This window comes from Pseudomonas sp. GW823-FHT02C02 (assembly GCF_058797635.1).
Window position 1 is genome coordinate 42,977 of record NZ_JBXAJV010000030.1, and the last position, 25,396, is coordinate 68,372.

Consider the following 25,396-nt stretch of genomic DNA (forward strand, 5'->3'; position numbering starts at 1 on the left):
GCGGTGGCAGACGAACGGTCTGCCACAACTAATTACGTATCTCGCCTTTACCTCCTGAATAAGCAACTATCCTTAAGCGCAGGCCATCCAAAACAGGGGAGAGCCGGTACACCGGCGCGCGGGTCATCGGGAGTAGCTTTCGAGGTCGTCAGCTTCGAAAGAGTTCTGGGGGGTAAACAGCGACTGCATATCCGGTTGCTGCCAGCATCGACTGAATGATCCGGCGTCGGCTCCACGTATCGAGCGAGGTGACGTCATGAGTATCTTTAGCCACTTCCAACAACGCTTCGAGTCCACACGCCAGGAAGAACTCTCGCTGCAAGAGTATCTTGAGCTGTGCAAACAGGACCGCAGCGCCTACGCCTCCGCCGCCAAGCGTCTATTGCTGGCCATCGGAGAACCGGAGCTGCTCGACACCTCGACCAACTCGAGACTGTCGCGAATCTTTTCCAACAAGGTGATCCGCCGCTATCCGGCCTTTGAAGACTTCCACGGGATGGAAGAATGCATAGACCAGATCGTGTCGTATTTCCGCCATGCCGCTCAGGGCCTGGAAGAGAAGAAACAAATCCTCTATCTGCTCGGCCCCGTCGGTGGCGGTAAATCGTCCCTGGCCGAGAAGCTCAAACAACTGATCGAGAAAGTGCCCTTCTACGCCATCAAGGGCTCGCCGGTATTCGAGTCGCCGCTGGGTCTGTTCAACGCCACTGAAGATGGTGCGATCCTCGAAGAAGACTTCGGCATTCCGCGGCGCTACCTCAATACCATCATGTCTCCATGGGCCACCAAGCGCCTGGCCGAATTCGGCGGCGACATCAGCCAGTTCCGCGTGGTGAAACTCTATCCGTCGATCCTCAACCAGATCGCGGTGGCCAAAACCGAACCGGGCGATGAAAACAACCAGGACATCTCGGCGCTGGTGGGCAAGGTCGACATCCGCAAACTGGAGGAATACCCACAGAACGACGCTGATGCCTACAGCTATTCAGGCGCGCTATGCCGGGCCAACCAGGGCCTGATGGAATTCGTCGAAATGTTCAAGGCGCCAATCAAGGTGCTGCACCCATTGCTGACCGCCACCCAGGAAGGCAACTACAACAGTACCGAAGGCCTCGGGGCGATTCCGTTCACCGGGATCCTGCTGGCTCACTCCAACGAATCGGAATGGCACACCTTCCGCAACAACAAGAACAACGAAGCCTTCATCGACCGGATCTATATCGTCAAAGTGCCGTACTGCCTGCGGGTCAGCGACGAGGTGAAGATCTACGACAAGCTTCTGTTCAACAGCTCTCTGGCCAAGGCCCATTGCGCACCCGACACCCTGAAAATGCTCGCCCAGTTCACCGTGCTCTCACGCCTCAAGGAGCCGGAAAACTCCAACATCTATTCCAAGATGCGTGTGTATGACGGCGAGAACCTCAAAGACACGGATCCGAAAGCCAAGTCGATCCAGGAATACCGCGACAACGCCGGTGTCGACGAAGGCATGAACGGTCTGTCGACCCGGTTTGCTTTCAAGATCCTGTCCAAGGTCTTCAACTTTGATCCGCACGAAATCGCCGCCAACCCGGTGCATTTGCTCTATGTGCTGGAACAACAGATCGAACAGGAACAATTCCAGGCCGAGACCCGTGAACGCTATCTGCGCTTCCTCAAGGAATACCTGGCACCGCGTTATATCGAATTCATCGGCAAGGAGATCCAGACTGCCTATCTCGAGTCTTACAGCGAGTATGGCCAGAACATCTTCGATCGCTACGTGCTGTACGCAGACTTCTGGATCCAGGACCAGGAATACCGAGATCCGGAAACCGGCGAAATCCTCAACCGCGTCGCGCTGAACGAAGAGCTTGAGAAAATAGAAAAACCGGCCGGCATCAGCAATCCGAAGGATTTCCGCAACGAAATCGTCAACTTCGTCTTGCGCGCCCGGGCCAACAACAATGGCAAGAACCCGACCTGGCTCAGCTACGAAAAACTGCGGGTGGTCATCGAGAAGAAAATGTTCTCCAACACCGAGGACCTCCTGCCTGTCATCAGCTTCAATGCCAAGGCCAGCAAAGAGGACCAGCAGAAGCACAACGACTTCGTCACACGGATGGTCGAGCGGGGCTACACCGACAAACAGGTACGACTGCTGTCCGAGTGGTACCTGCGGGTCCGGAAATCGCAATGACGCAGCGGCAAGCCATAAGCTACAAGCGGCAAGAAAAAGCGCGTAAGCCCTGATATCCGGGCAGCTTCTACTTGCAGCTTGTAGCTCACAACTTGAAGCCGCCCGGAGGGGCCTATGAGCTATGTGATCGACCGACGTCTCAATGGCAAGAACAAGAGCACGGTGAACCGTCAGCGGTTTCTGCGGCGTTATCGTGATCACATCAAAAAGGCCGTCGAAGAGGCGGTCAGTCGGCGTTCCATTACCGATATGGAACACGGCGAACAGATCAGCATCCCCGGCCGCGACATCGACGAGCCGGTGCTTCACCATGGACGTGGTGGCAAGCAGACCGTCGTGCACCCCGGCAACAAGGAATTCACCAGCGGCGAACACATTGCCCGTCCGCCAGGCGGTGGTGGCGGCAGAGGCCCAGGCAAGGCTGGTAACTCGGGCGAAGGGATGGACGAGTTCGTCTTCCAGATCACCCAGGAGGAATTCCTCGAATTCATGTTCGAGGACCTCGAACTGCCGAACCTGGTCAAGCGCAACCTGACCGGCACCGACACCTTCAAGACCGTGCGCGCGGGTATCAGCAACGAAGGTAACCCGTCGCGAATCAACATCATCCGTACCCTGCGCTCGGCCCATGCCCGGCGAATCGCCCTGTCTGGCAGCAGCCGGGCAAAGTTACGGGAAGCCAAAGAAGAACTGCTGCGACTCAAGCGGGATGAACCGGATAACTTCGGCGATATTCAGGAGATCGAAGCAGAAATCGAAAAACTCAGTGCGCGCATCCATCGCGTTCCCTTTCTCGATACCTTCGACCTCAAGTACAACTTGCTCATCAAGCAGCCGAACCCCAGCTCCAAGGCGGTGATGTTCTGCCTGATGGACGTGTCCGGCTCAATGACCCAGGCGACCAAAGACATCGCCAAGCGCTTTTTCATCCTGCTGTACCTGTTTCTCAAGCGTAACTACGACAAGATCGACGTCGTCTTCATTCGCCACCACACCAGCGCCCGCGAAGTGGATGAGGAAGAGTTCTTCTACTCCCGGGAAACCGGCGGCACCATCGTCTCCAGCGCCTTGAAACTGATGCAGGAAATCATGGCCGAGCGTTATCCGAGCAATGAGTGGAACATCTACGCGGCCCAAGCCTCCGACGGTGACAACTGGAACGACGATTCGCCGATCTGCCGCGACATTCTGATCAACCAGATCATGCCGTTCGTGCAGTACTACACTTACGTTGAGATTACCCCGCGCGAACACCAGGCTTTGTGGTTCGAATACGAACGCATCGCTGAAGCCTTCTCTGACACTTTTGCCCAGCAGCAACTGGTCTCGGCCGGGGATATCTACCCGGTCTTCCGTGAACTCTTCCAGCGCAGGTTAGTGACATGACCGCCAAAGAGCAGAAGCGCCAACCCATTTCCACCGGCTCAGAATGGACATTCGAGCTGATCCAGGCCTATGACAAAGAAATCAGTCGCCTGGCGGCTCGTTATGCCCTGGATACGTACCCTAACCAGATCGAAGTGATCACCGCCGAGCAGATGATGGACGCCTACGCCTCCGTCGGCATGCCACTGGGTTATCACCATTGGTCCTATGGCAAACACTTCCTCAGCACCGAGAAGTCTTACAGCCGTGGGCAGATGGGGCTGGCCTACGAGATTGTGATTAACTCAGACCCATGCATCGCCTATCTGATGGAAGAAAACACCATCTGTATGCAGGCTCTGGTGGTCGCTCATGCCTGCTATGGCCACAACAGCTTCTTCAAGGGCAATTACCTGTTCCGCACCTGGACCGACGCCAGCTCGATCATCGATTACCTGGTTTTCGCCAAGCAGTACATCATGCAATGCGAAGAACGCCACGGCATCGATGCAGTGGAGGACCTGCTGGATTCCTGCCATGCGCTGATGAACTACGGGGTCGACCGCTACAAACGCCCGTATCCGATCTCGGCTGAAGAAGAACGCCGCCGGCAGAAGGATCGGGAAGAGCACTTGCAGAAACAGATCAACGATTTGTGGCGGACCATTCCAAAAGGGGCCGACAAGTACAGCGACAAGGACAACGCACGCTTCCCCGCCGAACCTCAGGAAAACATCCTGTACTTCATCGAAAAACACGCGCCGCTGCTGGAGCCCTGGCAGCGGGAAATCGTGCGCATCGTGCGCAAGATCGCCCAATATTTCTACCCGCAACGCCAGACCCAGGTCATGAACGAAGGCTGGGCCACGTTCTGGCACTACACGCTGATGAACGACCTGTATGACGAAGGCCTCGTTACCGACGGCTTCATGATGGAGTTTCTGACGTCCCACACCAGCGTGGTCTACCAACCCGGCTTCGACAGCCCCTACTACAACGGTATCAACCCCTACACCTTGGGTTTTGCCATGTACCGGGACATCCGCCGCATGTGTGAACACCCTACCGAGGAGGATTACCGCTGGTTCCCTGAGATAGCCGGTACCGACTGGCTGTCGAGCATCAAGTTCGCCATGAGCAGCTTCAAGGACGAAAGCTTCATCCTGCAGTACCTGTCACCGCAGGTGATCCGCGACCTGAAGTTGTTCAGCATTCTCGATGACGACCAAAAGGACGACCTGCTGGTCCCGGCCATTCACGATGAAGGTGGCTACCGCACCATTCGCGAAACACTGGCCGCGCAGTACAACCTGGGTAATCGAGAGCCCAATATTCAGATCTACAGCATCGACCGGCGTGGCGACCGCTCCCTGACCTTGCGTCACCAGCAGCACGACCGCAAACCGCTGGGCGAGTCCACCGAGGAAGTGCTCAAGCACCTGCACCGGCTGTGGGGCTTCGACATTCATCTGGAAACGCTGCAAGGCGACCAGGTCATGAAAGTTCACCATGTCCCGCCCAGAAGCGAGCACAGCGAGGGGGATTACGGCCGGCTGGACCTGGCCGTCATTCATCTTTGATCCTGTTTCTGCCTCCGGAAGTTCGACGCAAAGGTTATTCTGTCGAGCTAACGGAGGTTTTTTATGCGGATTTATAAAGTCGGCGGCGCGGTACGCGATCGCCTGCTGGGCGAACCTGTCACCGATATCGACTGGGTCGTGGTCGGTGCCACCACTGAAGAAATGCTCGCCCAGGGTTATCGCCCCGTGGGTGCTGACTTTCCGGTATTTCTTCACCCCAAGAGCGGTGAGGAATACGCCCTCGCCCGTACCGAACGCAAAAGCGGACGTGGTTACGGCGGTTTCACCTTTCATGCCAGCCCCGAAGTCACCCTCGAAGAAGACCTGATCCGTCGCGACCTGACAATCAACGCCATGGCCGAAGATGATCAGCAGAATCTGACCGACCCTTACCACGGCCAGCGCGATCTCGAAGCCCGAGTGCTTCGTCACGTTTCCCCCGCGTTCGCCGAAGATCCGCTCCGTGTCCTGCGCGTTGCCCGCTTCGCAGCCCGATACGCAGGACTGGGTTTCACCGTTGCGCCTGAAACTTTGGAGCTGATGCGCCAACTCAGCGAATCAGGTGAATTGAAGGCGTTGACGGCGGAACGCAGCTGGAAAGAGATTTCCCGTGCACTGATGGAAGATCAGCCACGGGTGTTCATTGAGGTGCTGCGTGAATGTGGCGCGCTCAAAGTGTTAATGCCGGAAGTTGATGCTCTGTTCGGCGTGCCGCAACCGGCAGCCCATCACCCTGAGATCGACACGGGGGTGCACACCCTGAGCGTCCTTGAGCAAGCGGCGCAGCACAAACAGCCGCTGACCGTGCGCTGGGCATGCCTGCTGCATGATCTGGGCAAAGGGCTCACGCCCAAGGAAGAATGGCCACGCCACATTGCCCATGAGCACACGGGCCTGAAGCTGATCAAAGCCGTGAATGAACGGTTCAAGGCACCGAAGGATTGTCAGGAATTGGCATTGCTGGTGGGTCAGTACCACACACACGGCCACCGCGCCCTGGAGCTGAAACCCTCTACGTTACTGGACCTGCTGCAGAGTTTTGACGTTTACCGTCGGCCGCAGCGGTTTGAAGAGTTCATTGCGGCGTGCGAGATGGACGCCCGCGGCCGCAAAGGGCTGGAGCAGAGAAGTTACCCACAGGCGGATTATTTACGCGGAGCGGCGACTGCGGCGCGGAACGTGGCGGTACAGCCGTTGCTGGAGAAGGGATTCAAGGGGCCGGAGCTGGGTGAGGCGATCAAGCGTGAGCGACTAAAAGCGCTGAAGGCCTACAAAGAGGCGGCGTCTGCCTGAAACGCTTCGCGGGCAAGCCTCGCGCCTGCAAGATCCAAGTCGTTTGCGATGGGGAGAACGACGCAAAACCTGCAGGAGCGAGGCCTGTGCGCGAAGGCGTCATCCGCCTCACAACAAATTCGAAGGTGTCAGCTGTTCACCGCGCCACTCAAACGCCACCGGCGCCAACACCTGATCAATCTGCGCCTCACGCCACAACGTCGCAAAGCTTTTGCCTACCCCCGGATGCACTCTGTCCGGCGCAATCAGGGACAACGGCCACAGCACAAAGGCATTTTTCAGAATCTCTGCCCGCGGCAGGATCAATCCATCGAAATTGCCCACCAGATCGCCAAACAGCAGCACGTCGATATCCAGCGGCAAACCCTTACGGTCGGGCGCATACCGGCCATTGTCCGCCTCGATGAATTTCAATCGACGGTCCAGCTCCATCAGCGGCAAATCGGTGTAAGCCGACACCACGAAATTGAAGAACGGACCGCTCTTGATCCCCACTGGCTGGCTTTCGAACACCGCCGAGCAACGGATATCCACCAGGAAGCCTGCCAGGGCTTCCAGGCCCGCCTGCAAATGGGTTTCGCGCTCGATATTGCTACCGAGCCCGAGATACACCTGAGTCAGCGACATCCGCGCTCGATCTCCACGCCCACACCACCGGTGGCCGCCGGGACGGCGCCAGGCTTGGTCAGTTTGAGGCGCATCCAGGTGATCTTGAATTCGCTCATCAATACTTCAACCAGACGCTCGGCAAAGGTCTCGACCAGTTGGAACTGTGCCTGCTCGGCAAAGGCCTGGATGCGCGACGAAACGCTCGCGTAATCGAGCGCCAGGGTCAGGTCATCGCCTGCCGCTGCCGGGCGATTGTCCCAGGCGAAGCTCAGATCAAGTCGCAGGCACTGTCGGATGCCTCGTTCCCAGTCGTAGGCACCAATCACGGTGTCGACTTCCAGGCCCTCGATAAACACTCTGTCCAAGCACTTTTCTCCGCTGCACGACAAGGGCGCAATGCGCCGTTAGAATCAGGGCGTCCTCGCCCGGAATAGTTAGCATGTTTTGGTTACTGGCGACCCTCGCCTACCTGCTCGGCTCTCTGTCCTTCGCCATTTTGCTCAGCCGCCTGACCGGTAACCCCGATCCGCGAATGAGTGGCTCGGGCAATGCCGGCGCCACCAACATGTTGCGCCTGGCCGGCAAGAAACTCGCCATCCTGACCCTGATCGGCGACCTCTGCAAAGGCCTGTTGCCGGTGTTGATCGCCGGTGTTGCGGGTCTTTCGCTGCAAGAACAGGCCTGGATCGGCGTCTGTGCCGTCATCGGCCACCTGTTCCCGCTGTACTTTCGCTTTCGCGGTGGCAAGGGTGTCGCCACCGCGGCAGGAATGCTCCTGGGCCTGTATCCGCCAGCTGCATTGCTGGCGGTTTGCGCCTGGTTGCTGACGTTCTACCTGACCCGCACCAGCTCCCTCGCCGCATTGATCGCCACGCCGCTGACCCTACCGCTGCTGGCCTGGCAAGCACCTGCGGCACTGCTACCCATGAGCGCACTCACGGGGCTGATCGTCTGGCGTCATCGCGGCAATCTACGCGACCTGTTTGCCGGGCGCGAACGGCATTTTTAAATACCGGACGTGAGCCCCGCTCATCACAGCGCCGACAGTTGCTCCATCGGCCAGCGCGCCTGCACGCTGATCGCCAGGCTTTCGTGCTGGCCGGCCTGCAAGCGCTGGCAACCGGCAAACGCAATCATCGCGCCGTTGTCGGTGCAGAACTCCGGACGGGCATAAAACACGTCGCCCTTCATGTCGCCGAGCATCTTTTCCAGGGAGGTGCGCAGCGCCTTGTTGGCGCTGACGCCCCCAGCGATCACCAGACGCTTCATGCCCGCTTGTTTCAGGGCGCGCTTGCACTTGATGGTCAAAGTCTCCACCACGGCCTGCTGGAACGCCAGCGAGATGTCGCAACGGGCTTGCTCGCTGTCGTCCCCGGCGCTGACGCTCTGCTGCCAAGTGTTCAGGGCGAAGGTTTTCAAGCCACTGAAGCTGAACGCCAGGCCCGGGCGGTCGCACATGGGACGCGGAAAAGTGAAACGTCCTGAAACGCCCCGCTCCGCCAGCTTGGCGATTTCCGGACCGCCCGGATAATTGAGGCCCATCATCTTCGCGGTCTTGTCGAACGCTTCACCGGCGGCGTCATCGAGGGTCTCGCCCAAGAGCGTGTAGTGACCGATACCGTCGACCTGAACCAGCTGCGTATGACCACCCGACACCAACAAAGCGACGAACGGGAATTGTGGCGGCTGCGGCTCCAGCATCGGCGCCAGCAAGTGACCTTCCATGTGGTGCACACCCAAGGCCGGAATGCCCCAGGCAAAGGCCAGCGCCTGAGCGCAAGAGGCGCCCACCAGCAAGGCACCGACCAGGCCAGGACCCGCGGTATAAGCGATGGCATCGATCTCGGTCGGCACACAGTCAGCTTCGGCCAACACCTGACGAATCAAGGGCAGCATGCGTTTGACGTGGTCGCGCGAGGCCAGCTCCGGCACTACACCGCCATAGGCGCGGTGCAGGTCGATCTGACTGAACAGCGCGTCGGCCAGCAGGCCGCGTTCACTGTCATATAATGCGACACCGGTTTCGTCGCAGGAGGTTTCTAATCCCAGTACTAGCATGGGTTTGCGCCTTGTTTAGGCTGAATTCGAAGGCGCGCATAATAGTCGCCATGGGATGCCCCGACTAGCGGTTTTCGATCAGAGGCTTTGCATTCCGGTCGATGAGGAGTTAACATCCGCAACCCTTAAAAACCGACGTCTTCAAGTGCTCTTTTGCCGCGAGGATGTTGACCCCGGTAATGAATGAAGGTAGCTCTGGATGCCAGCCGTCAAAGTAAAAGAGAACGAACCCTTCGACGTAGCTCTGCGTCGTTTCAAGCGCTCCTGCGAAAAAGCCGGTGTACTGGCTGAAGTTCGTAGCCGCGAATTCTACGAGAAGCCTACTTCCGAGCGTAAGCGCAAAGCAGCAGCCGCTGTTAAGCGTCACGCGAAGAAAGTTCAGCGCGAACAGCGCCGCGCCGTTCGTCTGTACTAATACACAGACGTTCGTAGCAAGCTTCTGCCAAGCCCGGCCCTCAGCCGGGCTAATGGCATTTGCGGAAAACGCTTGATGCTTCACCGTCAAAGCCGCAGACGCGACCGAGACAAACCTGCTTCGCAGCGTCAGACCTGGCTCTTTTGCCAGCGGTGCACGTCTTTTCTGACGAGCCTTCCAAGGCTACTGACGAGCACACCCACTGATTCCTCTTACGACGATCAGCCCAAGGCACCTTCTTGCGTGCCCGCTTATGAGCTATCCGAGGCCCTCGACTGGCCGCAGCGGATTTCAGCGAAATACTTTCGTATAGTCGAATACTGATTGGTACTAACGTCAGTGGATTTTCGGCAGATACACTTCCCGACAGCGATTACGCAGACGACACCGGTCGAGCCGCACATTTTGCGCGCCTCAAACAACGACCCGCGTTCGGCCGCTCATCGTTTTGGGTCCATTTCAGCGCAGATGACGAGAACGCCATGGCCGGGCTAATTCCCCAGAGCTTCATTGACGACCTTCTGAACCGCACCGACATCGTCGATGTGGTCAGCTCGCGCCTGCAAATGAAAAAGGCCGGTAAAAACTACACCGCCTGCTGCCCTTTTCATAAAGAAAAAACCCCGTCCTTCAGCGTCAGCCCCGACAAGCAGTTCTATTACTGCTTCGGCTGCGGCGCGGGCGGCAACGCCCTCGGCTTCATGATGGACCACGACAACCTGGATTTCGTCCAGGCTGTCGAAGAACTGGCCAAAGCCGCGGGCATGGAAATCCCCCGCGAAGAAAGCGGTCGGCCGCACAAACCGCGGCAACCGACTGATTCGCCGCTGTACCCGCTGCTGACTGCAGCCGCCGACTTCTACCGGCAAGCCCTGAAAAGCCATCCATCGCGCAAAGCGGCTGTGGATTACTTGAAAGGTCGCGGGCTGACCGGCGAAATCGCCCGGGACTTCGGCCTCGGCTTCGCGCCGCCCGGTTGGGACAATCTGTTCAAGCACTTGAGCAGCGACACCCTGCAACAAAAAGCCATGGTCGACGCCGGCCTGCTGATCGAGAACGCCGAAACCGGCAAACGCTATGACCGCTTTCGCGATCGCGTGATGTTCCCGATCCGCGACAGCCGCGGACGCATCATTGCTTTCGGCGGCAGGGTATTGGGCGACGACAAGCCGAAATACCTGAACTCACCGGAAACCCCCGTATTCCATAAAGGCCAGGAACTCTACGGCCTTTATGAAGCACGCAAGAACAACCGCAACCTCGACGAAATCATCGTCGTCGAAGGCTACATGGACGTCATTGCCCTCGCCCAACAAGGCTTGCGCAATGCCGTCGCGACCCTGGGCACCGCCACCAGCGAAGAGCACTTGAAGCGGCTGTTTCGCGTCGTGCCTAACGTGCTTTTTTGCTTCGACGGCGACCAGGCCGGCCGCAACGCTGCGTGGCGCGCACTGGAAGCTGCCCTGCCGTGCCTGCAAGACGGGCGGCGCGCGCGCTTTCTGTTCCTGCCCGAAGGCGAAGATCCCGACACGCTGGTCCGCTCCGAAGGCACTGACGCTTTCCGCGCGCGAATCAACCAGCACGCCCAGCCGTTGGCGGATTATTTCTTTCAGCAACTGACCGAGGAATCGGACCCGCGCTCGCTCGAAGGCAAGGCCCACATGGCCACCCTCGCCGCACCGCTGATCGACAAGGTCCCTGGCGCCAACCTGCGCATCTTGATGCGTCAGCGCCTGACCGAAATTACCGGCCTCAGCGGTGAAGCCGTGAGCCAACTGGTTCAAAGCGCACCTCAAGATGCGCCGCCGGCATACGACCCGGGCGTCGATTACGACGCCATGCCGGATTACAGCGACTACCATCAGCCGCAGGCACAAGAGATGTATGTGCCGCAGCAGGAATGGACGCCGAAGAAACCCGGAGCGGGCGGCAAGAAGTGGGACAAGAAGCCCTGGGACAAAAACGGCAAGCGAGGCGGCGATCGCGATCAACCGAGCGCCCCGCGCACACCGATTGCTGTGGAAGCCCCAACCCTGATCGCACTTCGCACGCTCATTCATCACCCCGATCTGGCTAGCAAGGTCGAAACCGCCAACCACTTCGCCAATGAGAGCAATACCTACGCTCAGTTGCTGGTAGCGCTGATCGAGGCCGTGCAAAAAAATCCTAAGCTAAACTCTATTCAGTTGATGGCCCGCTGGCACGGGACTGAACAGGGGCGCCTGCTCAAGGCTTTGGCGGAAAAGGAATGGCTGATTGACGGCGATAACCTTGAACAACAGTTTTTAGACACCATTACTAGGCTATCGGCAAGTCAACACACGGATAGCCTGGAAGTACTTATCAGGAAAGCAAGGCAGCCAGGATTGACCGCGGAGGAAGCAAATCAGATCGCAAATCAGATGCGCGACCTATTAAAACGCAATATGGCTGTATCAACCCCGACCTCAACTGGCGCGTGAGGTCATAGCTCAGGTATAATCCTCGGCTTGTTTTTTGCCCGCCAAGACCTTCAGTGGATAGGGTGTTATGTCCGGAAAAGCGCAACAGCAGTCTCGTATCAAAGAGTTGATCACACTTGGTCGTGAGCAGGGTTACCTGACTTACGCGGAGGTCAACGACCACCTGCCGGAGGATATTTCAGATCCGGAACAGGTGGAAGACATCATCCGCATGATTAACGACATGGGGATCAACGTATTCGAGGTTGCGCCAGATAAGGATTCCCTTATGCTGGCCGACGCCGATACTGACGAAGCCGCGGCCGAAGAGGCAGCAGCAGCGTTGGCAGCGGTCGAGACCGACATTGGTCGTACCACCGACCCAGTGCGCATGTACATGCGCGAAATGGGTACGGTAGAGCTCCTCACTCGTGAAGGCGAAATCGAAATCGCCAAACGTATTGAAGAGGGTATCCGTGAAGTGATGGGCGCAATCGCGCACTTCCCTGGTACGGTTGACCACATTCTCTCCGAGTACACTCGCGTTACCACCGAAGGTGGCCGCCTATCCGACGTCCTGAGCGGTTATATCGACCCGGACGACGGCATTGCGCCGCCTGCTGCCGAAGTGCCGCCGCCTGTCGATCCGAAAGCCGTTAAAGCGGACGACGATACCGACGACGAAGAAGCTGAAGCCAGCACCGACGACGAAGAAGAAGCCGAAAGCGGTCCGGATCCGGTCATCGCAGCACAGCGTTTTGGCGCTGTCTCCGATCAGATGGAAATCACCCGCAAGGCGCTGAAAAAGCACGGTCGTGGCAACAAGCTGGCAATCGCCGAGCTGGTGCTGCTGGCTGAGTTGTTCATGCCGATCAAACTGGTTCCGAAGCAATTCGAAGGCCTGGTCGAGCGTGTTCGCAGTGCCCTGGATCGTCTGCGTCAGCAAGAGCGCGCGATCATGCAACTTTGCGTTCGTGATGCCCGCATGCCGCGTGCCGACTTCCTGCGCCAGTTCCCGGGCAACGAAGTTGACGAAAGCTGGACCGATGCACTGGCCAAAGGCAAAAGCAAATACGCTGAAGCCATTGGTCGCCTGCAACCGGACATCATTCGTTGCCAGCAAAAGCTGACCGCGCTGCAAACCGAAACCGGTTTGACGATCGCCGAGATCAAGGACATCAACCGTCGCATGTCGATCGGTGAGGCCAAGGCCCGCCGCGCGAAGAAAGAGATGGTTGAAGCGAACTTGCGTCTGGTGATCTCCATCGCCAAGAAGTACACCAACCGTGGCCTGCAATTCCTCGATCTGATCCAGGAAGGCAACATCGGGTTGATGAAAGCGGTAGACAAGTTCGAATACCGCCGCGGCTACAAATTCTCGACTTATGCCACCTGGTGGATCCGTCAGGCGATCACTCGCTCGATCGCCGACCAGGCCCGCACCATCCGTATTCCGGTGCACATGATCGAGACGATCAACAAGCTCAACCGTATTTCCCGGCAGATGTTGCAGGAAATGGGTCGCGAACCGACCCCGGAAGAGCTGGGCGAACGCATGGAAATGCCTGAGGACAAGATCCGCAAGGTATTGAAGATCGCTAAAGAGCCGATCTCCATGGAAACCCCGATCGGTGATGACGAAGACTCCCATCTGGGTGACTTCATCGAAGACTCGACCATGCAGTCGCCAATCGATGTCGCCACTGTTGAGAGCCTTAAAGAAGCGACTCGCGAAGTGCTGTCCGGCCTCACTGCCCGTGAAGCCAAGGTTCTGCGCATGCGCTTCGGTATCGACATGAATACCGACCACACCCTTGAGGAGGTTGGTAAGCAGTTCGACGTGACCCGTGAACGGATTCGTCAGATCGAAGCCAAGGCGCTGCGCAAGCTGCGCCACCCGACGAGAAGCGAGCATTTGCGCTCCTTCCTCGACGAGTGATCACAGAACCCCCGGCCCAGGCCGGGGGTTTTGCTTTCTACAGATAAAATCCCCCGTACCTCCCCCCCGCCGAATTGCCCGTCTACACTCGAAACATTCCCCGAGCCATAACGAGACCGTTATGCCCAGACTGCCGACCGTGCTTTTTTTGCTGTCGCTGATGACCTGGACCGCAACGGCTGGCGCGCTGACTCTGACCGACGAAGAACGTAGCTGGCTGGCGGCTCACCCGGACTTGCGCCTGGGTGTCGACGCGTCCTGGCCGCCGTTCGAATTTCGTGACGACCAGGGCCGCTATCAGGGCCTGGCGGCGGACTACATCAACGTGATCCGTCAACGGCTGGCCGTCAAACTGACGCCCATCGAACCGATCAGCTGGACCGAAGTCCTGCAACAGGCCAAGCAAGGCAAGCTGGACGTCTTGCCGGGCATCATGTCGACCCCGGAGCGCCAGTCGTACCTGTCATTCACTCGTCCCTACCTGGACTTTCCGATTGTCATCCTCGCCCATGTCGGAGGCCCCCAACCGCGCAAGCTCGAAGAGCTCTACGGGCTGAAGATCGCTGTGGTGGAAAACTATGCGCCCCATGAGCTGTTGCGCACGCACCACCCCGACCTGAATCTGGTGGCGATGCCCAATGTCAGCTCAGCCTTGCAGGCGTTGGCCACCGATGAAGTGGATGCGGTCGTGGGCGATCTCGCCTCCAGCGTCTGGAGCCTGCGTCAGCTCAAGCTCGACGGCCTGTATGTCAGCGGCGAAACGCCCTATCGCTATCAATTGGCGATGGCAGTGCCCCCCGACAACAAGATACTGGTCGGGATTCTGGACAAAGTCCTGGCGGACATGACTTCAAGTGAAATCAGCGCCATTCAGGAACACTGGGTGGGCAATGTACTGGATCACCGAACCTTCTGGTCCGACTTGCTGGTTTACGGCCTGCCCGGATTGCTGTTTCTGATGATCACGCTGGCCGTGGTCATCCGGATTAACCGCCGGTTGAGTTCGGAAATCGCCCGGCGGGTCGACCTCGAACAAGAGCTGCGCAGCAGTGAATACCATTACCGCGGGCTGGTGGAGAGCCTTTCCGCAATTGCCTGGGAAGCACGGATCAGCGATTTCACCTACAGCTACGTGTCTCCGCATGCCGAAGAACTGCTTGGCTATCCCCTGTCCCATTGGCTCATTCCGGGGTTCTGGCGCAACATCATCCACCCTGCGGACCTGACACGGGCCCAGACATTCTGCGATCACGAAGTGCTGGCCGGGCGCGATCATAGTGTCGATTACCGCGTTATCACCGCCGACGGGCGCTGCCTGTGGGTGCGCGATATCGTCAGTCTTATCGAGCATGGCCATGAGCCGGTTATGCGCGGATTGATGATCGACATCAGCGACGCCAAGCGCACGGAAGAAGCGTTGAGACTCTCCGAGCAAAAATTCGCCTCCGTGTTTCAGCAATGCCCGGACATCCTGGTGATTGCGCGGCTGTCCGACGGCTGCCTGCTCGAAGTCAACAACGCGTTCGAAGAACAAATTGGTCTCAAGGCCGAAGATGTCATTGGCCAGACCGCCACCGACCTCAACATCTGGGGCATCCCCGGCGTCGGGCCGGGCCTGCTGCAGCGCCTGCAAGCCGGCAGCATCCGCAACCTGGAGATGCCTTTTCGACGCAGCAATGGCCAGGTATTTACCGGTCTGATTTCCGCCGAGCCCTTCGACCTCGATACGACCCCTGCGCTGGTCGTCGTGGTGCGCGATATCAGTCAGCTCAAGGAAACCCAGCAGCAACTGCAAACCTCCGAAGAAAAATTCGCCAAGGCCTTCCACGCCTCACCGGACGGCTTGTTGCTGTCGCGGCAGAGCGACGGGTTGCTAATGGAGGTCAACGAGGGTTTCAGCCGCATCACAGGCTTCAACAGCGCGATGTCCGTGGATCGCTCAGCCCTGGAGCTGGGGATCTGGGTCAATCTCAACGAACGTAAACAGATGCTCGACTTGCTGCACCGGGATGGCTTCGTCCGCGACTTCAGTTGCCACATCCGCCGCAGTGACGGGCAGATCCGCCTTTGCGAGGTTTCAAGCCGTCCGCTGCCGATCGGCGACGAAGACTGCATGCTGACCATCGCCCGGGACATCACCGAGCGGCACCTGATGCAGGAGAAACTGCAACAGGCCGCCACAGTGTTCGAGAGCACCGCCGAGGGCGTGTTGATCACCGACACCCAACAGCACATCAGCGCGGTCAACCGAGCGTTCACCGAGATCACCGGTTACAGCGAGAGCGAAGCACTCGGCCACACCCCTCGCTTGCTCGCCTCGGGGCTTCACGACAGCGCGTTCTATGCGGCGATGTGGCATCAGCTGACGGACGAAGGTCACTGGCAAGGCGAGATTTCCAACCGACGCAAGAATGGCGAGCTCTACCCGAGCTGGCTGACCATCAGCGCCGTGCGTAACCGGGAAAAATTCATCACCCACTTCGTGGCGGTGTTCGCGGACATTTCCAGCCTCAAACACGCGCAGGCCAAACTCGACTACCAGGCGCACCACGATCCGCTGACCGGCCTGCCAAACCGCACGCTGTTCGAGAGCCGACTGTTGACCGCACTCAATACCCAACAGGAAAACGGTGGCCAGGGCGCGGTGCTGTTCCTCGACCTGGATCGCTTTAAACACATCAACGACAGCCTTGGCCATCCGGTGGGCGACCTGCTGCTCAAAGGCATTGCCGTGCGCCTCAAAGAGCAGCTGCGCGACATCGATACCGTCGCGCGCCTGGGGGGCGACGAATTCATCATCCTGCTGCCCGGCCTGCAACAATCCAGCGATGCCGACAACATTGCCACCAAGCTGCTCAATTGCTTCGCGGCCCCTTTTCAGGCCGGCGAGCACGAGTTTTTCATCAGCGCCAGCATCGGCACCAGCCTGTACCCCAAGGACGGCTGCGATGTCGCCACGCTGGTCAAAAACGCCGATGCGGCGATGTATCGCTCCAAGGCCAAGGGCCGCAACCGGGTGGAAAGCTACACCCGCGACCTCACCGCCCAGGCCAGCGAACGCGTGGCGCTGGAACATGAATTGCGCCGCGCCATCGAGCGCAATGAGCTGTTTCTCTATTACCAACCGAAAATCAGCCTCGCCGACCATCGACTGGTCGGCGCCGAAGCGCTCATCCGCTGGCAACATCCGACTTTCGGCTCGGTGCCGCCGGAACACTTCATTCCCTTGGCGGAAGAAAACGGCATGATCCTGCAAATCGGCGACTGGGTGCTGGAGACAGCCTGCCGACAGATGAACGAGTGGAATCAGGTCTACGAGTGCCTCGGTCCCCTCTCGGTCAATCTCGCAGGTGCTCAATTGCGTCAGCCGAACCTGCTCGGACGGATCGAGCAACTGCTCAAAGACAACGGCCTGGCGCCCGGTTTACTGCAACTGGAAATTACCGAAAACTTCATCATGAGCCAGGCCGAAGAAGCGCTGGCAGTGCTGCACCAACTCAAACACCTGGGCGTGCAATTGGCCATCGATGACTTCGGGACCGGCTACTCGTCTCTGAGCTACCTCAAGCGCCTGCCACTGGACATCCTCAAGATCGACCAGTCCTTCGTCCGCGGCCTGCCTGACGATCCGCACGATGCAGCGATTGTTCGCGCCATCATTGCCCTGGGGCGCAGCATGCAATTCACCGTCATTGCGGAGGGCGTCGAGACCCTCGCACAGCAACAATTCCTCGCCGAAGAAGGCTGTGAACAGATCCAGGGCTACATCGTCAGCCTGCCGCTTCCCCCCGACGAATTCGCCGCGACGTTTCTTCGTATAGCCGTATCGGATTTTTCGGATAGCACAGCCGAGAAACCATCGCTATAATCCGCGGCCTACTGAGGGCCTATAGCTCAGTTGGTTAGAGCAGAGGACTCATAATCCTTTGGTCCACGGTTCAAGTCCGTGTGGGCCCACCATACTCAAAGCCGCGCATTGCGCGGCTTTCGTGTTTTTGGATGGGCCACCACAGATACAGTCCTATGGTCCAAGGGTACAAATTAGGTACAGTGCTGGTTCGCCGGCCGCCTAGGAGCACCCTCTCATGGCTACTCTCGTAAAGACCCCTTCCGGCACCTGGAAGGCACTCATTCGCAAAACTGGCTGGCCCACCGTCGCCAAAACCTTTCGCACCAAGCGTGATGCGGAGGACTGGTCGAGGCGTACCGAAGAAGAAATGGTGCGTGGCGTGTACATCCGGCGTAGCGGCTCGGAGAAAATGACGCTAGAGGCTGCACTCAAGCGCTACCTGAGCGACATAACCCCCACCAAGAAACCCACCACTCAGCGTGGCGAAACCTCAAAAGCCAAGAAACTCATTGAGCACCTGGGCAAATACTCACTGGCTGCCCTCTCCGCTGAAATCATCGCCGGTTATCGTGACAAGCGCCTGAACGAACCCAGCCGTGGTGGGACCATCAGCAACAACACCGTGCGCCTCGAACTGGCCCTATTAAGCCACCTGTACACGGTAGCGATTCAGGAGTGGGGGTTGGGTCTGACGTTCAACCCAGTGCTAAACATTCGCAAGCCGAGCCCAGGGGATGGTCGTGACCGAAGGCTAGCTCCAGAGGAAGAACGCGTTTTGCTCGCGGCCGTGAATCGACACAGCAACCCTATGCTGGGCTGGATTGTTTGCATCGCTCTGGAAACGGGTATGCGATCGTCTGAGATCTCATCCCTACGTCGACCTCAGGTGGATTTGGCAAAGCGCGTAATACGTCTATCAGACACAAAGAACGACGGCTCCCGAACCGTTCCACTGAGCAAGCGCGCCACTGAAGTATTCAAAGCTGCGATGGAGAACCCGGTGCGACCAATAGACTGCAATCTGGTGTTTTTCGGTGAGCCTGGAAAGGACGGGAAGCGTCGGCCGTATACCTTCACCAAGATTTGGGGTCAGCTCAAAAATAAGCTCGATCTACCTGACTTCAGGTTTCACGACCTGCGCCATGAAGCAGTAAGTCGGCTTGTCGAAGGAGGACTGTCTGACCAAGAGGTTTCTGCAATCAGCGGTCATAAGTCGATGCAAATGCTGAAAAGGTATACCCACCTTCGGGCGGAAGAGCTGGTCGATAAGCTCGACAAAATACGTCGATAAGCAAGAAGCATTTTGCTCAGCGTCTTATCTGAGCAGGACGCGCATCAAAAAAACCATTCTTTTGCCAAAAAACTTACTTAGATTATAAGCATCTGAATTACTAGAAGTTTTATAAGTCACGAAAAACCAAAACATACCAAATTGGTCTCTATATGGTGACACCGCCAGTACCAAGCTTATGTAGTTTGGTCAGAACGCGTCACCACTTGGTTTGACAGAACATAACTTACGCTCATAATCGTCTAACTCCTCAACTCAAACACAGATTTCACATCCCAGAGGAGAACAAATAAATTAGGCGAATTATATGATCAAAACCGAAACTTATCTCATAGTTAAATTCGGCGCACTAATGCGATTAAAAGATCTGGCCGAGCTATTGGGGCGCTCAGTGAATGGATTGAGAGTTTCCCTTTACTCCGATACAGAACTATCGAGAAAACTAAAGCCCACAATGATTCGCATAGGTCGCCGCATTTACTTCCGAACTCAGCAGGTCACCCTAGCGCTGGAGTTAGAAATACCTCAGACCAACCAAGAATAATAGGACAGCACAAGGAAACTCAGAATGGGCCGCCAACGCACAATCAACGACAAAAAATTCTGGAGCTCGCCAAAAATGGCTGGCTGTACAATCGAGGATCGCTTTGCGCTGCTCTATCTTCTTACATGCCCAGCAAGCAATATTATTGGAAGCTACGCCATTATCCCAAGAATTGCCGCTGCCGAAATTGGCTGGGACACGGAATCTCAACTCCTGCCTGTATTGAGACGCTTATCTGATTCTGGCTTCATAAAATATGATTCCGAGACAAGCTTTGTATGGGTCTGCATCTGGTGGGAGCATCATCATCCAAAAGTAGCTATGGGTCCTATGCTTGTTAAAAAAACCATTAAGCAGATTCGAGAGATGCCGAGCAGCTGGTTCAGTGAATATTTAAAGGACCTGTTGAAGCAGCTTCAGGAATATCAAGATCCTAAAGAAGGGCGGGATCCCAGCAAAATACTGATTGAAGAGTTTGAGCTGCAAAAGGAGAAAACACCCCCTCCACCCCCTAACCATAGGGCATCCATACCCTATCACTACCCTATCGATACCGCGGACGGTAACAGTAACAATATCTCTAAAATTAACCATACAACAACTAACAAGCACACCACACCAGAAAGAAACCTGCTTATCTTTCCGTCAAAGCTAAAAACGTCAGAGCTAACGCAGATAGAACGACATTTGGAAGAGATACCGTTTAGCGATGCGCAAGATATACTCGACGAAATGGAAGCAGCATTAGCTCATAGCAAAATTGAACGCAGCCCTACCCAATGGCTTATAGGCGTCTTAAAGAAATACGAGCAAGGACTATTTAAACTCACTCCAGCAGCTGTAGGAATCAAGCGAGAGCGAATTCAGCTTCAATACGTCGAAAATTTATATATCAACGGCCTCCAGAACCAGAATACGTGACCCCTTTTACTAATTCTGCCCACCTAACGAGACAATCAAAAATGAAAGTACTATTCAAGGAACTCGAAAAATATTGCGATAACCTAGAGCGTACTGGTGACATCCACGTGATTTTGCATGCTCATTACTCAAAAGGGTTTTCGCTAGTAATTTCAGACGGTATTGCTGAACATGCAGTAACAGATGACCATAACCGCCCTTATTGCTTCAGAACAATTGAAATGGCCCTTGATGAACTTGCAAACATTCCCTACATCTCCGAAAAAATCACCGTAAACACTAAATCGTGGTACTGAAGAGACTCTAAAAAGCAGTTTACAGCCATTAGTACAAAAAGTGATCGCAGCTAATTTTATACCCTAAGAACGCTTTGCCGTACTGGGTGCCGGGGCTGAAAAGAATGCCCCTGACAGGTGGGAATAGCAGCTCGATAGAAAGAGCCACCGGACAAGCAGCGGAAAGACGCGCCGTATAGACCACATCCCAAGAGCGCCACGAAAGCGCACTGGATACGGGCCTTAAACAAGCCCTGACTGGCGGGAAAAGTAGCTCGATAAAAAGAGTCGCCGGACGGCTGGAAAGACAGCACTGCGTTCGCCCTTAACCAAAGGAGCAACACAATGATTTCGTACCTCTACCTACCGATTCTCACCTTCTGCACGTTCGCTCTCATATCCATCCGCCGATACTGGGTTTGCGTAGATCGGCAAGGATACATGAAAGAGATCTCTAGACGGGCGCCGTCGTTATTGCAACGAGACCTCATGGCAGCAGTAATTGCGTTGGTGCCGTTTTCAATGGCTGCCATCGACTGGTTCGAAATAATGCTTCCCCGCCAGTCAGCCCCCATTCCTCCAGGCTTCGCAGCACTGCTCTCAGTCTGCTGCGTGTGCGCCTGCATAGGCATTCTCAACAATACCTATGAACGCCTAGCGGGTAGTTGGGCCGGAACCAGGGAAAGCGCCCTGCGTACGGTCGCGGCGCTACGAATCATTGATCAAGCAGAGCTGGCCTCAGCGCTGAACGTCCTGAGCAATCGCAACGCGAAAATGACGAGCGCTGATTCAACCAGCAACACTGATCACAAGGTGAAAAAATGAAAAGTATTCCTGCCCTCCTACTCATCACAACGTCAATTCTTGCTGGCTGCGAACGACAAGAATCCGTTCAAACCGTCGATTGGTACAAGGCAAATACATCCGAGCGCGTGAAGGTGCTGGAGAGGTGCAAGGCCAGCCCTGGAGAGCTCTCTATCTCTGCGAACTGCATCAACGCTTCATCGGCCGCGAATGCAATAACGCTGGAGCTACGTGGTTACAAACACCGCGAGCCAATCAATTTTTCTTCTCAGGGAAAATAGAATGACGACCACGACGGGAATATTCGAATGGATGGCGGGGAGTATGGACCAAACCCTCCAGACCTTCATAAGTGTCACGTCCAGCCAAGTCATCGATGACTTTTCACAAACGATAACGCTTTGTGGAACGCTCTATTTGACCATGATGGGCTTCATGATGATCACCGGCACAATCGAGCAACCCGCATCCCATTTCCTCAAGACCTGCGGAAAGTTTCTGCTTATCAGCGGGCTGGCAATGAACGCAGACACGTATATGTCGTGGGTAGTGGAGGCACTACAAGGCCTGGAAACAGGGGTTGCTTCTGCCTTTTCAGCTACTGGCGACTCAACGGCCTCAAGGTCTGTATTTCAGGTAGTCGACAAGGCCATGTCCGACGGCTGGGCAATTGGCGCCGATATTCTAACGAAGATGGGACTTCGTGCTGGGTACGACGTCGGAATGATATTTTTTGATTTGTTGACCGCCATAATCGTATACGCGGCAACACTAATTATCGCGGTTCCAGCGGGGGCAATGATCGTCGTTGCAAAGGGAATGCTGTCGATCATGCTTGGCATCGGGCCAATTTTTATCATGATGCTGTTGTTTGGTCAGTTCACTTCCAAATGGTTCGATAGCTGGTTCGCCCAGGTCATCACCTACATCCTGCAAATCGCACTGGTTGTCACAGTGCTCAGCTTCGGGATCAAGTTTTTCTCATCGCTAACGAGCGACATACTGGCGACACCAGGCGACTACCCTATATCCACATTTCTGGAGCTTCTGGTGGTAACGGTCGTTGTGCTGTACATGCTGCAACAAGCCAATGCCGTCGCTGGCAGCCTTGCAGGGGGAATATCAAGCGCAGGGCTCACCCTTCGCGGAATCGCAAGCGGTGCCGCCTCACCGATCACCAAGGGGCTCAACCGACAGTCCACGCGCCGCGACATGCAGTCGGGGCAAATGGTCACTGCTGGACGCTTGAACCACCTCACGGCCGGTAACACAGCCTGGAACCCAGCCTACCGACAGCACGTCATGCAGAACATGGGCAAAAACTGGGGGAGTGCTACCGGGGGCAGAGTAAATCAGTAGCCCCTGACGCACGGCTCATCAGACCTCGCTTCGGCGGGGTCTTTTTCTGAGTACCTTCAACAAGCGGATGACGGGTCAAGGGGTTGGTGCGGCCCGCAGGAGCGAAGCAACGAGGACTCGGCCCCTTGACGCGGCAGGAGCGACCAACGCTCACGGCATGGGTGTAGGGGATCAAGGCCGTAGGCCTCCCCTGCACCCATGACGACAGAGGGCGACTCGCTCCCTTCCCGCTTGCGGGAAGGGCGGGGGGATGGGCAACTTTAAAATCGTTAACTCATTGAATTTTAGAGACTAATTGCAAAAAACAAGACAATTTCAGCGCTTGCCTTACTTGACTAACCAAGGGCTGAAACCGTTAAACAGAAGTCATCGCAGAGAAGCTCAACGCAATTTAAACGAGTGAAATACAGTCTCTGATAACTCCGCGCTTCGCTTGGGCAACCCCTTCGGTTGCATCCCGTGTCCGAACTTGCCGGACGGGCTGCGGGGCAGGCACGGCGGGCGGAGCCCTTGACCTACCCCTAGCGATAGGCTGAGCGCTTCCTGTGGTGTCAAGGGTGCGGCTACGCCCGTCATCCTCACCCGTTCGGTGCTCGCCTTCGGCTCCGCTCCGCATGCGGCCTCCGGTGCCGCCCTTGACACCACATCCAGCAAAAACCTTGGTACTTTGATCAATGCAAGCTTTCACATGTGCCATGTACCTCCATCACATTCGCGGTTTACAAGGCGTGCTTGCACGCAACCAGGAATGCTTCAAATCTGAATCCCTTGTTCATGAACAAGACTTCTCAAAACTCGTCAGGAAAACAGCATGACTTCAGAAAATCATAAAACCACTCAACAGCAAGACAACGTTGCCCCCTCAGCCGGGATTGACCAGTTCAAGAAACACCAGATATCGGAGTCCGAACAGAGCACACGAAAGGAAACCGTGGACTTTGCCAACGCCTCAGTAAACCTGTCTGGATTTGAAGTCACTGAGGGTATGAAACGCCTCGGGGAGCGCTACATCAGCGGCGAAATTGATCTGGACGAGTTTGTGTCGATCTCACAGCAAGACAGCGCTTCTCCTCTACCGAAGTGATCGTAAGTTCACCGAAGCTTGAAAAGCTTGAGCCGCATGCCTGACAGTTGTCGGGCTTACAAGACAACAACCACACGCTCACTGGCAGCACAGCGGTGAAAAAGCAAGAAGCACATGCCTGAGAAAGGACCCCACATGCATCACCCCACAGCTGGTTTCACCGGCCCTCTGAAAGAAGGGGGATGGCAAGCATGCAGCACCCACGCCTAAAGCCTCCAGCGTCAGTTTGGAAGCGAATCGATAGTCCCCCGGAACGTTTGATCTCTCTGGCCGCGCTTGCCATTGCGTTTGGCGCCCTCTGCGTGTCGTTTTGGCAGCTTGATATGGCTAAGCAGCACAATGTGCTTTCCGTAAGACCATACCTAATGGTCACGCCTCAGCTCGCGGGCGCCGAGGGGAAAAACGGGCTGTATCTCACCAACGAAGGCATCGGTCTCGGGGTACTCACTTCCCTAAGCGTTTCCGTATCGGGGAGAGTCTATGCAGGCCTAGGCAAGAATCAGTGGCCGAAAATCTTGCGTGATATGGGCTTGGAACCACTTTGCTTTTCTTTTGGCTGGCCAACCAAGGTTGCCGCCTTAAGGCCAGGCATGGAAATCGAAATTCTGGGTAAGTCGAAACGGTTCAACCCCGGTTGCGAGCTTGCATTGGCTACTTTCCTGACAACGAAAGACATCTCGATTGAGCTGCACTACACCTCGCTTTACGAAGAAGAACATACATTTTCAGGCGATACCTTCTTGAATCTATAAGGAGAGGCTGCGCCAGGTGAGCCTATCCGAGCTTTGTTCATGAACAAGAACCTAGCCTATTGGAGATCTAGTGCAGGATAGGCTTTCACCGGAAAGCTGTATTACACAACCGCATCTCAACCATGAATTTCCTTGTTCATGAACAAATTTAGACGTCTGTGGAGCACTAGTGCAGGATAGGCTTTTCGCCGGTGAATAGGCGCCCAAAGCTTGTTCATGAACAAGAATTAAAGCGAGAAGAGATCTAGTACAGGATAGGCAGTCGCCGGGAAGCTGTGCCACACAACGTAATTTGTGCCGCACATTTTCTTTGTTCATGAACAAGGGCGGAACGGAATAAAGACCTAGTGCAGGGTAGGCTAATCACCGAAAAACTACCCCGGTAGGGCCCAACTGTTCACCCAAGAATACATCGTCGCCTGCAAGCCGAGCGTACCATTACCTGAGGGAAGGTCGCCCGCATTCTTAGGAAAACTCCAAAAGTGATGGTGAAGAATTCCGGCAGCGGCAAGAACATGGCGTACATGGACTGCATTTCGCGCAATTATCTTCGCGCTGGAGGTATGCGTCCGGCCAAGTCATCTACCCAACCCCGCAACGCTTGGACATGGTGTGCACTTAATTTAAGTGGGCACCA

At 56.3% G+C, this 25,396-nt stretch carries 20 protein-coding genes and 1 tRNA gene; 18 read left to right on the top strand and 3 right to left on the bottom strand.

The features are described from left to right. Positions 1-256 precede the first annotated feature (256 nt). The 4 genes from AC1ROI_RS33200 (at position 257) to AC1ROI_RS33215 (ending at position 6,417) form a co-directional block, all read left to right on the top strand. The gene (locus tag AC1ROI_RS33200; protein ID WP_102595388.1) at positions 257-2,179 is read left to right on the top strand and encodes a PrkA family serine protein kinase; all 1,923 of its coding nucleotides are present in this window, start codon (positions 257-259) and stop codon (positions 2,177-2,179) included. Positions 2,180-2,293: 114 nt separating this feature from the next. Beyond that, on the top strand, positions 2,294-3,565 hold the full coding sequence (locus tag AC1ROI_RS33205) for a YeaH/YhbH family protein (RefSeq protein ID WP_010467159.1): 1,272 nt from the start codon (positions 2,294-2,296) through the stop codon (positions 3,563-3,565). Next, the gene (locus AC1ROI_RS33210; RefSeq protein ID WP_077747309.1) at positions 3,562-5,124 is read left to right on the top strand and encodes a SpoVR family protein; all 1,563 of its coding nucleotides are present in this window, start codon (positions 3,562-3,564) and stop codon (positions 5,122-5,124) included. Before AC1ROI_RS33205 ends, AC1ROI_RS33210 begins: the two co-directional genes overlap by 4 nt. 63 nt (positions 5,125-5,187) lie before the next feature. Further along, the gene (locus AC1ROI_RS33215; RefSeq protein WP_102595389.1) at positions 5,188-6,417 is read left to right on the top strand and encodes a multifunctional CCA addition/repair protein; all 1,230 of its coding nucleotides are present in this window, start codon (positions 5,188-5,190) and stop codon (positions 6,415-6,417) included. A 108-nt stretch (positions 6,418-6,525) separates the two neighbouring features. Here the strand turns inward: AC1ROI_RS33215 and folK are convergent, their stop codons facing one another. Then, a complete protein-coding gene (folK, locus tag AC1ROI_RS33220; RefSeq protein ID WP_010467156.1) occupies positions 6,526-7,044 on the bottom strand; it encodes a 2-amino-4-hydroxy-6-hydroxymethyldihydropteridine diphosphokinase in 519 nt (172 codons plus the stop codon). Further along, positions 7,035-7,391: a dihydroneopterin aldolase gene (gene folB, locus AC1ROI_RS33225; RefSeq protein WP_008051601.1), complete on the bottom strand. Its 357-nt coding sequence runs from the start codon at positions 7,389-7,391 to the stop codon at positions 7,035-7,037. The genes folK and folB overlap by 10 nt, the downstream gene beginning before the upstream one ends. A gap of 74 nt (positions 7,392-7,465) precedes the next feature. Here folB and plsY point away from each other — a divergent pair, with 74 nt between their 5' ends. Continuing rightward, on the top strand, positions 7,466-8,035 hold the full coding sequence (gene plsY / locus AC1ROI_RS33230; RefSeq protein ID WP_077747307.1) for a glycerol-3-phosphate 1-O-acyltransferase PlsY: 570 nt from the start codon (positions 7,466-7,468) through the stop codon (positions 8,033-8,035). 23 nt (positions 8,036-8,058) lie between these two features. On the opposite strand, the gene tsaD is transcribed toward plsY, so the two are convergent. Then, on the bottom strand, positions 8,059-9,084 hold the full coding sequence (gene tsaD / locus AC1ROI_RS33235) for a tRNA (adenosine(37)-N6)-threonylcarbamoyltransferase complex transferase subunit TsaD (RefSeq protein ID WP_010467153.1): 1,026 nt from the start codon (positions 9,082-9,084) through the stop codon (positions 8,059-8,061). A 199-nt stretch (positions 9,085-9,283) separates the two neighbouring features. Here tsaD and rpsU point away from each other — a divergent pair, with 199 nt between their 5' ends. The 13 genes from rpsU to AC1ROI_RS33300 all read left to right on the top strand — a co-directional run bounded on the left by rpsU (position 9,284) and on the right by AC1ROI_RS33300 (position 24,759). Then, the gene (rpsU, locus tag AC1ROI_RS33240; protein ID WP_002551877.1) at positions 9,284-9,499 is read left to right on the top strand and encodes a 30S ribosomal protein S21; all 216 of its coding nucleotides are present in this window, start codon (positions 9,284-9,286) and stop codon (positions 9,497-9,499) included. Positions 9,500-9,981: 482 nt separating this feature from the next. Beyond that, on the top strand, positions 9,982-11,961 hold the full coding sequence (gene dnaG, locus AC1ROI_RS33245) for a DNA primase (protein ID WP_010467152.1): 1,980 nt from the start codon (positions 9,982-9,984) through the stop codon (positions 11,959-11,961). Positions 11,962-12,028: 67 nt separating this feature from the next. Beyond that, positions 12,029-13,879, top strand: a complete 1,851-nt coding sequence (gene rpoD / locus AC1ROI_RS33250; protein ID WP_077747306.1) for an RNA polymerase sigma factor RpoD — start codon at positions 12,029-12,031, stop codon at positions 13,877-13,879. 121 nt (positions 13,880-14,000) lie between these two features. Continuing rightward, positions 14,001-17,747 (top strand): EAL domain-containing protein, encoded by a 3,747-nt coding sequence (locus AC1ROI_RS33255; RefSeq protein WP_083375636.1) that lies wholly within the window; start codon positions 14,001-14,003, stop codon positions 17,745-17,747. Between the two features lie 15 nt (positions 17,748-17,762). After that, positions 17,763-17,839: transfer RNA gene (locus AC1ROI_RS33260), tRNA-Ile, on the top strand. 125 nt (positions 17,840-17,964) lie between these two features. Beyond that, on the top strand, positions 17,965-19,020 hold the full coding sequence (locus AC1ROI_RS33265; protein ID WP_102595791.1) for a site-specific integrase: 1,056 nt from the start codon (positions 17,965-17,967) through the stop codon (positions 19,018-19,020). 568 nt (positions 19,021-19,588) lie between these two features. Then, a complete protein-coding gene (locus AC1ROI_RS33270; protein ID WP_102595792.1) occupies positions 19,589-20,485 on the top strand; it encodes a hypothetical protein in 897 nt (298 codons plus the stop codon). 41 nt (positions 20,486-20,526) lie between these two features. Then, positions 20,527-20,781, top strand: coding sequence for a hypothetical protein (locus AC1ROI_RS33275; RefSeq protein ID WP_102595793.1), 255 nt, complete (start codon positions 20,527-20,529; stop codon positions 20,779-20,781). Between the two features lie 468 nt (positions 20,782-21,249). After that, on the top strand, positions 21,250-21,585 hold the full coding sequence (locus AC1ROI_RS33280) for a hypothetical protein (RefSeq protein ID WP_256580168.1): 336 nt from the start codon (positions 21,250-21,252) through the stop codon (positions 21,583-21,585). Next, positions 21,582-21,845 carry an EexN family lipoprotein gene (locus tag AC1ROI_RS33285; RefSeq protein ID WP_102595795.1) on the top strand — a complete coding sequence of 88 codons (264 nt, stop codon included), beginning with the start codon at positions 21,582-21,584 and terminating at the stop codon, positions 21,843-21,845. The genes AC1ROI_RS33280 and AC1ROI_RS33285 overlap by 4 nt, the downstream gene beginning before the upstream one ends. Position 21,846: 1 nt before the next feature. After that, positions 21,847-22,923, top strand: coding sequence for a TrbL/VirB6 family protein (locus tag AC1ROI_RS33290; protein ID WP_102595796.1), 1,077 nt, complete (start codon positions 21,847-21,849; stop codon positions 22,921-22,923). An 811-nt stretch (positions 22,924-23,734) separates the two neighbouring features. After that, on the top strand, positions 23,735-24,007 hold the full coding sequence (locus AC1ROI_RS33295) for an antitoxin VbhA family protein (protein ID WP_102595797.1): 273 nt from the start codon (positions 23,735-23,737) through the stop codon (positions 24,005-24,007). 191 nt (positions 24,008-24,198) lie between these two features. Next, the gene (locus AC1ROI_RS33300) at positions 24,199-24,759 is read left to right on the top strand and encodes a hypothetical protein (protein ID WP_146012979.1); all 561 of its coding nucleotides are present in this window, start codon (positions 24,199-24,201) and stop codon (positions 24,757-24,759) included. The last annotated feature ends 637 nt before the right edge of the window (positions 24,760-25,396 follow it).

Excerpts from the sequence above, each read along its gene's own strand:
- AC1ROI_RS33255 (WP_083375636.1), top strand. The coding sequence starts at position 14,001 with ATGCCCAGACTGCCGACCGTGCTTTTTTTGCTGTCGCTGATGACCTGG.
- dnaG (WP_010467152.1), top strand. The coding sequence starts at position 9,982 with ATGGCCGGGCTAATTCCCCAGAGCTTCATTGACGACCTTCTGAACCGC.
- AC1ROI_RS33205 (WP_010467159.1), top strand. The coding sequence starts at position 2,294 with ATGAGCTATGTGATCGACCGACGTCTCAATGGCAAGAACAAGAGCACG.
- AC1ROI_RS33280 (WP_256580168.1), top strand. The coding sequence starts at position 21,250 with ATGGCAGCAGTAATTGCGTTGGTGCCGTTTTCAATGGCTGCCATCGAC.
- rpoD (WP_077747306.1), top strand. The coding sequence starts at position 12,029 with ATGTCCGGAAAAGCGCAACAGCAGTCTCGTATCAAAGAGTTGATCACA.
- AC1ROI_RS33290 (WP_102595796.1), top strand. The coding sequence starts at position 21,847 with ATGACGACCACGACGGGAATATTCGAATGGATGGCGGGGAGTATGGAC.
- AC1ROI_RS33265 (WP_102595791.1), top strand. The coding sequence starts at position 17,965 with ATGGCTACTCTCGTAAAGACCCCTTCCGGCACCTGGAAGGCACTCATT.
- AC1ROI_RS33200 (WP_102595388.1), top strand. The coding sequence starts at position 257 with ATGAGTATCTTTAGCCACTTCCAACAACGCTTCGAGTCCACACGCCAG.
- AC1ROI_RS33215 (WP_102595389.1), top strand. The coding sequence starts at position 5,188 with ATGCGGATTTATAAAGTCGGCGGCGCGGTACGCGATCGCCTGCTGGGC.
- rpsU (WP_002551877.1), top strand. The coding sequence starts at position 9,284 with ATGCCAGCCGTCAAAGTAAAAGAGAACGAACCCTTCGACGTAGCTCTG.
- folK (WP_010467156.1), bottom strand. The coding sequence starts at position 7,044 with ATGTCGCTGACTCAGGTGTATCTCGGGCTCGGTAGCAATATCGAGCGC.
- AC1ROI_RS33210 (WP_077747309.1), top strand. The coding sequence starts at position 3,562 with ATGACCGCCAAAGAGCAGAAGCGCCAACCCATTTCCACCGGCTCAGAA.
- tsaD (WP_010467153.1), bottom strand. The coding sequence starts at position 9,084 with ATGCTAGTACTGGGATTAGAAACCTCCTGCGACGAAACCGGTGTCGCA.
- AC1ROI_RS33295 (WP_102595797.1), top strand. The coding sequence starts at position 23,735 with ATGACTTCAGAAAATCATAAAACCACTCAACAGCAAGACAACGTTGCC.
- AC1ROI_RS33270 (WP_102595792.1), top strand. The coding sequence starts at position 19,589 with ATGGGCCGCCAACGCACAATCAACGACAAAAAATTCTGGAGCTCGCCA.
- AC1ROI_RS33300 (WP_146012979.1), top strand. The coding sequence starts at position 24,199 with ATGCAGCACCCACGCCTAAAGCCTCCAGCGTCAGTTTGGAAGCGAATC.
- plsY (WP_077747307.1), top strand. The coding sequence starts at position 7,466 with ATGTTTTGGTTACTGGCGACCCTCGCCTACCTGCTCGGCTCTCTGTCC.
- AC1ROI_RS33285 (WP_102595795.1), top strand. The coding sequence starts at position 21,582 with ATGAAAAGTATTCCTGCCCTCCTACTCATCACAACGTCAATTCTTGCT.
- AC1ROI_RS33275 (WP_102595793.1), top strand. The coding sequence starts at position 20,527 with ATGAAAGTACTATTCAAGGAACTCGAAAAATATTGCGATAACCTAGAG.